At 45.0% G+C, this 8,909-nt stretch carries 8 protein-coding genes; 3 read left to right on the plus strand and 5 right to left on the minus strand.

The window, feature by feature from the left end; genetic code table 11:
* Positions 1–35: 35 nt before the first annotated feature.
* From ACH6CZ_RS15765 to ACH6CZ_RS15785, 5 genes are all read right to left on the minus strand, one after another.
* Positions 36–1,376 (minus strand): copper amine oxidase, encoded by a 1,341-nt coding sequence (locus ACH6CZ_RS15765; protein ID WP_374098402.1) that lies wholly within the window; start codon positions 1,374–1,376, stop codon positions 36–38.
* A 299-nt stretch (positions 1,377–1,675) separates the two neighbouring features.
* A complete protein-coding gene (locus tag ACH6CZ_RS15770) occupies positions 1,676–3,292 on the minus strand; it encodes an FAD-dependent monooxygenase (RefSeq protein WP_374098403.1) in 1,617 nt (538 codons plus the stop codon).
* Positions 3,293–3,519: 227 nt separating this feature from the next.
* Complete coding sequence (locus tag ACH6CZ_RS15775) at positions 3,520–4,413, minus strand: cation diffusion facilitator family transporter (RefSeq protein ID WP_374098404.1); 894 nt, start codon at positions 4,411–4,413, stop codon at positions 3,520–3,522.
* 282 nt (positions 4,414–4,695) lie between these two features.
* The gene (locus ACH6CZ_RS15780) at positions 4,696–5,535 is read right to left on the minus strand and encodes a formate/nitrite transporter family protein (protein ID WP_374098405.1); all 840 of its coding nucleotides are present in this window, start codon (positions 5,533–5,535) and stop codon (positions 4,696–4,698) included.
* 109 nt (positions 5,536–5,644) lie between these two features.
* The gene (locus ACH6CZ_RS15785) at positions 5,645–6,712 is read right to left on the minus strand and encodes a flavin monoamine oxidase family protein (RefSeq protein WP_374098406.1); all 1,068 of its coding nucleotides are present in this window, start codon (positions 6,710–6,712) and stop codon (positions 5,645–5,647) included.
* 167 nt (positions 6,713–6,879) lie between these two features.
* Here ACH6CZ_RS15785 and htpX point away from each other — a divergent pair, with 167 nt between their 5' ends.
* The 3 genes from htpX to ACH6CZ_RS15800 all read left to right on the plus strand — a co-directional run bounded on the left by htpX (position 6,880) and on the right by ACH6CZ_RS15800 (position 8,831).
* Entirely contained in the window at positions 6,880–7,794 is a 915-nt protein-coding gene (htpX, locus tag ACH6CZ_RS15790; RefSeq protein WP_374098407.1) for a protease HtpX, read from the plus strand.
* A 537-nt stretch (positions 7,795–8,331) separates the two neighbouring features.
* Complete coding sequence (locus tag ACH6CZ_RS15795; protein WP_374098408.1) at positions 8,332–8,553, plus strand: spore coat associated protein CotJA; 222 nt, start codon at positions 8,332–8,334, stop codon at positions 8,551–8,553.
* Positions 8,554–8,567: 14 nt separating this feature from the next.
* Positions 8,568–8,831, plus strand: coding sequence for a spore coat protein CotJB (locus ACH6CZ_RS15800; RefSeq protein ID WP_374098409.1), 264 nt, complete (start codon positions 8,568–8,570; stop codon positions 8,829–8,831).
* Positions 8,832–8,909 lie beyond the last annotated feature (78 nt).

Raw genomic sequence — 8,909 nt, forward strand, 5'->3', positions numbered from 1 at the left:
AGCGGAGTGAACCGCTCTTCTTATTCAACAGACGTTTATTCCTGGTTAGCTGTTTTCTTTTTAACTGCAAATCCTGCTGCTGCAAGAAGTGCTGTTGCAATGGCTATATAAACTGCGATAGGTGTCTGCTGTTCAGCTGCACCGCCAAGACCGGTATTTGGCATATCTGCCGGCATATCAGATGCGAACTGATCTGGCATCTGCTTCACAATTGCATCACCAAGTGCCTGACCAACACCAAACATGAATGCATATCCTTCACGGAATGTGTCAGTGCTTGTCTGGTAGTCTTCAGCTACATAAGATTCAAATGTTTTTACAACCTGATCTTCATGTGTTGTCAGTGAAGAAATCGCTGCGTCTTCAGGAAGGTTGCCTTCCGTTGCGGTTGCAAGGAACATACCGAACTCCTGCGTAAACATTGACAGGCTTTCTTTCGCAGCAGCAATTGCTTCCTCATCTCCTGCGACTGTTGCACTTACAAGGTCAGCCTGAGCGTTAATGTGTTCACTCGTCCACACCTCTTTAAACTGTGCTGCACCTTCTTCACCATAGATTGAGCCGATTGCTGCAGTGAATTCGTCCGTGTTCATATCTTCAGCCCACGTTGCAAAGTCATAGTCCTCAGCACCGCTTACACCTTTTTGCATGCTCATTGTTGCAAGTGCAAAGTGTTCAGCTGCAAGGTTGTTTAAAGTTGATCTCAGGTCAGCTGCGGGTGAATCTGCTTTTGATCCTTCAAAGTTATCCGGCATTTGCGTGACGATTGCGACAGATAGTGCTTTACTGATATCAAACATTCTGTCGTAGCCTTCCATAAAGTGAGTAAAGTAAGCTTCATAATCACCTTCTACATAGCTGTCAAAAGCATTAATGACGTCCTGTTCGTGTGCTACGAGCACTTCTACCGCTGCTTCTTCAGGAAGATTTCCTTCTGTTGCCGTTGCAAGAAATCCGCCAAATTCCTGTGTAAATTCTTCAACTTCCGCTTCAGCAGCTGCTCTTAAGTCAGCATCATCTGATTTTGCTGCTTCAACAAAGTCCGGTGAATAATCGTTGTGGTTAACGAAGATGTCTTCAAACTGCTGTGCACCTTCCGCGCCGTAAATTGATTCAATTGCCGGCGTCATGTCTAAAGCATTTTGATCAAGAGCTGCATAAGCTTGTTCTTCATCCGGTGCGTCATTGTAATCTTTCACCATCGCATTGACTGCAAGTACATAGTGCTCTGATAGTAATTGATCCAGTGTTGCCCGAAGATCTGATGCCGGCGTGATTGCTGTCGGCTCTTCTGCTGCAAGCCCTGTAGTTGGTGCGATTAACGAAAGTCCAAGTACTGGTGCTGCGATTCTCTTAAGTAGTTTTTTCTTTTGCATGTGTAACTCTCCTTTTTGTTGTAATTTATTTGGTTTCAAACAGCTAACGAAGAAAGTTTGGATTTGGATCACTTTTTTTAAAAAAAGTTTTTAATTAGTGTGCAGGTTGTCGTCATTTAAGCTGAAGTTGGGACAATCCCGGCCCAGGTTGTAGTGATACACCCGGGAACCTGTACCATTCCCAAGCCAGCTTGTAGCAATCACCCAAAAAGTTTGTCCGATCCAGCACTTACCTTGTAGCACCGCACCCTCACCACAAAAAAAGAAGCCCTCACAATTAAGGCTTCTCCTCCAACTATCTAAATAAAATACCGCTTCAACTTTGCCATCACTTTACGTACATCCGCTGAGCCATCATGAAAACCGACGTGGCCATCGGGGCGGATAAAGAGCGTGCTGCCTTTTTGCATACCGAGATTATGATCCAAATCACGGTGAACGTCATAAATAATCGGGAGTTCATCCCGTTCGGTGATCACCGTTCCTCCACGGGCAACAAGATAGACCTTCAGCATATCCGGGAATGCCCGGTTTGCTTCATGAGCAAAATCATATGCATAGTCAATCAGGTCCTGCTCATAGCAGTCAATATAGATTAAGCACACATACCCGATCCGCTGAATAAGCGGGTACAGGCGCTCGTCTGTTGTTCCTTCATTGAAAAGAATCTGATCCGGTACGCGCTCACCGGCCTGGATTGCTTTTCGCGGGAGGGATTTGTCTTTAAATGAACGGTTAATCGGCGTTTTGTCGTAATCACTGTGTACGTGTGACAGCGCATTTGCAAACCTGGACTGAACCCAGCCCTGTGAAAGTACTGCCTTTCCTGACCAGTTTCTCGCTTTGCCGAGCAGCCCTTTCAAATGAATGAGCTTCAGTTCCATGGTCGTATTAAAGATTACTTCTTTTGCAACAGGGGCCCGTTCTTCATGATATGTGTCTAAGAATGGACTGCCTGCGTACCCTTTTAAGACGGTATCAATTTTCCAGCAGAGATTTCCGACGTCTTCAAGACCAATATTCATCCCCTGACCACCTAGGGGATTATTGATGTGTGCTGCGTCCCCAACGAAAAACACATTGCCGACGCGGTAACTTGGCACCTGTCTGTGGGCAGTACCGAAGTAAGCGAGCCATTTTGGATGCTGAACTTTATAAGAGTGGTCAAGAATGGTATCGAGTGCCGTCTGGAGCTCGTATAGTTTCATCTCACGTTTGCGTGGTCCGCCCTGCCTCGTTCTGTCAAAGCCGACAACGCGGTAAGTACCATCTTTATAAGGAAAGAATGCAGCCGCTCCTCTGTCATTCAAGTGAAGATTAATGTGAATTTCCTTCATCTCAGGAATTTCAACATCACCTGTAAAAAACGTGATGCCTTCATCTTCACCGATAAATGGTACATCCAGTTCTTCACGGACTTTACTATGTGAGCCGTCGCAGGCAAGCAGATATTTCGCAAAGTAGGTCTTCGTGATGCCGTTGTGAAGAGCTGTTACATAGACACCATTGTCTTTTTGTGTCACATCAAGCACTTCATGCTCCCTGAAAACCTGACCTCCTCTGCCGTTCAGGTGGTTCTCTAAAATTTCTTCGATTTCATCCTGTGGAATAATGAGCATGTAAGGGTATCTGCTTTTAATATGATATAACTCAACGTAAGAAGGATGCTTTCCTGCCAGATGGAGCTTAGCACCTGGACCAGGATATCCCCGTTTTAAAAATGGTTTATTCACGCCAAGGAATTCGAATAGTTCAAGTGACCTTGCCTGGACCCCAAGCGCTTTTGATAACACTGAACGTCCAGGTTTTTTCTCCAGGCAGATATAGTCTACGCCACGCTTTGTCATCACGTTTGCTGCCATAAGTCCTGCGGGCCCTGCTCCGATAATCAGTACATCTGTTTCGATCACAGCCATGAGACGTGCTCCTTTCGTTCACCTGAGCTGATGTTTCACAGATCCGTTACTATTACGTTAGCACATGTTCTCTACTGCTAACCAACTTTAATGCGGATTCGCTCAAATTAGATAACCTACATTATCGATACCCTTATTCCGCATGATCATGCGCTCTAGGAACATTTTTGTAAAGTCAGCTGTGCAAAACCACCAACGACCTTTAACAAAGCTTTTATAAAAGGAGCTTATTCTTCATTATATGGATTGATATGAACCAGCACATTGTTAATATCTTCATGCCGCTCAAGCAGTCTGCGCTTCACGTTTTTGGAAATACGGTGCCCCTCTTCCACTGTAATATATGGATCCACACTGACTTTAATATCAATGACAATATAGTGGCCATGTGATCTGGCTAACAGCTCGTCAACCCTTTTTACACCAGGTGTCGTCATGACCGTTTCGATAAAGGGATTAGTTTGATCTGCATCCAGCACCTGCTCCATCATAATCGAACCGGCTTCCTTTGCGAGTGAAAAACCGATTTTCACAACAATAAGTGAGACGACCAGCCCTGCGATTGGATCGGCATACAGTAAAAAAGTCAGCTCCAGCCTTTCACCAAGAATCGCCCCGCCCACCCCTAGAAAAGCAGCGACTGAGGAAAGCGCATCTGATCTGTGGTGCCAGGCTTCTGCCATCAATGCAGAGCTATTAATTTTTTTAGCGATCCGTTTTTTATAATGAAATAAGACCTCTTTTAAAAGAATGGAAAAAATAATGACTGCAAGTGCAATCGTTCCTGGCGCTTCCGGAACCTCTCCAAAGAAAACGCCTGCTGATGAAGTGGCAACCTCCACACCAACTACTACCAGTAAAATAGCAACGATAATGGTTGCTATGTTCTCCGCTTTCCCGTGACCATAAGGATGATCATCATCCGGCGGCTTTCGTGCTGTACGCAGCCCTGCCAGAACAGCGATAGACCCCGCGACATCCGAAGCAGAATGCGCCGCATCAGCGACAAGTGCCCGGCTCCCTGAAATATAGCCGAATATGCCTTTTAATATGGTTAACAGCGTATTTGCCATGATTCCAACCCACGTGGCAAACTCCGCTTCCTTAAATCGATTGTTCATTTAGTCACACCACCTGTGCAAATTTGTTGCAGCTTCATTATCCTATCAGACTGCTCATGAGTGGGTCTATACAAACCTTTTTATAAAGAGTCACTAATGTTTATGGTGTTAAATGAATTATGTCTAAGGGAAAAATGTTGGTTTAACACAAAAAAGGAATTTCTATCTATGTATAGATAGAAATTCCCTCCAGAAAAAGATTTATTCATTAATTATGATTTACTAAATTACAAAGCAAAACTGCCTTCATACAGTTTTCACCGAATAAAGACAGTTTTAAGCTTATTTCTCTAAAGCAGCCTTTGGTGAAGATGCTTTAACAGACGATTTTGCCGTCAATTCTTTTTCTTTTTTAGCTGAATTCAAATACGTGTAAAGCACTCCTACAAAGAATGCGCCTCCCACGATATTACCGAGCGTCACAATCAGCACATTTTCAACCGCAGCCTGCACCGTTACAAGCGCAGTGTGCGGTGCTGACAGTGCGATTGAAAATAAAGCCATATTGGCAATGCTATGTTCATATCCGGAGATAAAGAAGGTGAAGACGAACAGGATCATCAGCACAATTTTAGACATATCATCCTTTACCTGAAGCGGAATCCATACAGCCAGGCAGACAAGCCAGTTTGCAAGGATTGCTCTGAAGAACATCTCTGAATACGGCAGGTTCATTTTCTTTTCAGCAGCAGTAATCAGATACGATTCTGCCGGATCCATTGTCGCAAATAAACCGGTCATGACAATTAATCCAGTGAAGAATAAAATACCAACCAAATTACCGAGGTAGCAAGCGCCCCATACGCGCAGCGTGTCCATCCAGTTTGTTTTTTTCTTCATTGCCCCAACGACCATATACATCGTGTTAGATGTGAAAAGCTCCGTTTTCCCGTATAAAATTAGGCAAAATGCAACGCCAAAGAAGATTGCATTAATAAAATAAGTTGCCGGTGATGCCGCTTCGTAAAACGGCTGCGCCAGACGGAATGCCATCACGACTGCCATCCCAACGTACATACCCGCAAGCATGGCACGTACTATATAATGATTCGGCTGCTCTTTCAGTAGATCTCTCTTTAAAGTGGCAGCGCCCAGTAATTTCTCAATTGTAGACTGTTCCATTCTTCACCATCCTGAATTCCGTGTTAATTTTTGTGATTCAATTCACAGATCAGTGTAAATGGGTAAGCGCTGCCAGTACAATAGTGTTTTTTATTGTTTGATTAATTAGTTAATTTCTTTCCAAAATTACGCTTGCTGTACGTTCCGCTGAACGGATCGCTCCTTCTAAATGGCCGCCTGATCCTGAAGCTGTTTCAGTGCCTGCGATTAGCAGTTTTCCATGCCAGGGACCTGTGATGTCAAGTGGACGATACTGCGGAAAATCAATCAGCGGAAGTGCATCTTCCTCCGTTGCTGTATCATCATCCGTGGCCCAGTCTTTATATAATACTGAGCTCGGCATCCCTGCTTTATCTCCATATAACCTTGTTAGCTGAGCAAGTGCCATCTTCTTCACTTTGTCCGCACCAAGCTGAAAGCGCTGAGCAGCTGATAAATTGAAGAAACCAAACAAAGCGCCCTGACCTGTAGCAGCCGTTGCATCATGCACTTCCTGAAGCGGTCCCGCCCAGCTCAATGCCTGACCTGAAAGGTTCTGTTCACGCCAAAAAGGCTGATCATAGACAGCAACTATTTTTGCCTGCCCTGCCATCCAGGTTGGCAGATCAGCGAGTGCGGGCAGTTCAGGTGAAAATGAGATTCTTTTTGTGAGACGTGGTGGTAGTGCAAGAACGACTGCTGATCCCCCGTATACCAATTCCTCTCCTTCACTGTTTACTGCATGAACACTGACTTCATCTTCGTGATTCATGTTGATTGCAGTGATTGTTTTATTTAATTCAATTGTATTTGCAGGGAGCGTATCTGCAACTGCTTCAATCATTGACTGCATCCCCCCTTCAAGGCGCTCAGACCTTTCTGCTGCATGAGCCGGCAGAGTATGACGCTGCGCCGGACTTTCAGTGGATTGCTCAAATAACAAATCACCATTTGTGTGCTGGGTGAACGTTTTTAACCCGAGTTTTTTGATAACCGCTGTAATTGCATGCTCATGCTCCGGCCAGAACCATGTAGGTCCAAGATCAAAATTTGCCCCGGCAGCTTCTTCAGTTATCACCCTGCCGCCGATTCTGTTTCTCGATTCAATGACCTTGCATTCAATTCCATTTTCAGAAAGTAAAGATGCTGTATATAAACCGCTTAATCCGGCTCCCACAATTATGACTGGCTTGTTCATATAAATAGCTCCTATCTGTTTCAATCATTGACTTCATTGTAATGACCGCGTATTTCATACACAACTAAACTGTTTTAATGAAGAAACTTTTTGCCTTTCTTTTGTCACGCTTTTCAGAGAAAACTATGCTACAATAATCACAAACTAATGTAAGAGGAGGCGCATAAATGGGCAAAAGAATTTTACTCTTTTTATTAACAAACATCCTTGTCATGACGACAATTGTGATCGTCTGGTCACTCATTGTTTCATATACAGGAATCAACGGTTCATTCCAGACAGGCGGACCAGGGCTTGGAATTGACTTCATTTCACTTGGTGTATTTAGTTTAATCGTAGGTTTTGCAGGGGCATTCATCTCACTTGCGATGTCACGCATGATGGCGAAATGGATGATGAAGGTAAAGGTACTCGATCCGGATGGCGACCTGACTGCACAGGAACGTGAAGTTGTTGAAAAGGTGCACCGCTTCTCTCGCGCAGCCGGTTTAACGCATATGCCTCAGGTCGGAATCTATCCTTCTCCTGAAGTGAACGCTTTTGCAACAGGTCCTTCTAAAAAGAAATCACTTGTCGCAGTATCTCAGGGGCTGCTTGATAACATGGACGACGATGCAGTTGAAGGCGTCATCGCGCACGAAGTTGCACACGTATCAAACGGAGATATGGTTACAATGACGCTGCTTCAGGGTATTGTGAATACATTTGTTGTATTCCTGTCGCGCATTGTTGCAATCGTTGTCAGCCGTTTTGTCCGTGAAGAGCTGCAGATGATTGTTCAGTTTGCGGCGATTATCATCTTCCAGATTCTATTCTCGATTCTCGGAAGTATGGTTGTGAGTGCCTACTCAAGACACCGCGAATTCCACGCTGACCGTGGTGGCGGTGACTTAGCTGGAAACGATAAAATGGCGCATGCGCTGCGTTCGTTAAAAGCACTGGCAAACCGTACCAATGTAAAAGATCATACAGATGATTCAGCTGTTGCCACAATGAAAATCAGTGGTAAAGGCGGCGTGATGAGACTATTCTCAACTCACCCTGACCTTGATGAGCGTATTGCACGTTTGGAACAGCGATGATTTAAAAGTTTGGGAACCGCCTGGGATGGCGGTTCTTTTTTTATGGCGGTGATATTGCTCCAAACTGGATTGTGGATATGACGTATTTTTGGGTGGATTGCTACAACTCAGGCGGGGATTGCGACAAATTCCCGGGTGTATCGCTACAACTCCAGCACGAATTGCTGCAACTTCGGCACAAACAGCAACAATCGCCCTGCATGCACTTGGGAAACAAAGATATAGTTTCTTAAAGGCATGAAGAGAGTGCGGTGCAGCATCTGCTGGATGGGATAGGGACATTTGCGAGCGGGATTGATACAACATCGGCGTGGATTGATACAACTTCCCGGGCGTATCGCTACAACCTCGGCCGGGATTGCTACAACTCCAGCTGAAACAGCAACAACTGGCGACAGCAGCCCTTCATGCACTTAAGTCACATGGGTTAAGCCAATCATTAGCTTATCCAACCTCCGGCTTCTTCCCCTACACTTCTACTCCCCACCCCACCTGCATATACTCTTCAGGTAATCTGAATCCACAGGAGGGACAGCTATGTCTCAACCGAATAACCCGTTCAGACGGTATTACCTTCCTTTTAGAGGTATGTTCGATCCGTGTCCGCCGCTCGGTCCAAAGGTGTATGTGACACCACCAAATTTATTTATCGGATTTCAGCCGCCAGATTTCCCGCAGTTCCCACCCTTAGAAGCATTGAAAAAAGGGACACTTTGGGAACCATTTTTTGATTACTACGAGAGCCCCTATCGCGGATAAAGGAGGTTCACATGATGGAGAAAAAGCTGCCAAAAGAGTATTACACGAAGCTTGAGGCGATTCAGGCAATTGATTTTGTGATTTATGATCTTATACTTTACCTGAACACCCATCCCGATGATGCCCAGGCGATTCAGCAATATAATTATTACAGTGCCTATAGCAGCAGGCTGAAGACTGAATTTGAAGCCTGCTTTGGTTCGCTTCGTTTCGGTATGCCGACGCAGGAACACCAGCACTGGGAATGGGCTGAAGCCCCATGGCCATGGCAGGTCTAAGTACTTTATCCAGCTTCAGGCGCTAGCTGCTCGTGTCATAAGCCACTGAACGATAAAGGGAAAAATCGCCCTTTTTCG

The sequence above is a fragment of the Jeotgalibacillus sp. JSM ZJ347 genome, from assembly GCF_044383825.1.
GTDB lineage: Bacteria > Bacillota > Bacilli > Bacillales > Jeotgalibacillaceae > Jeotgalibacillus.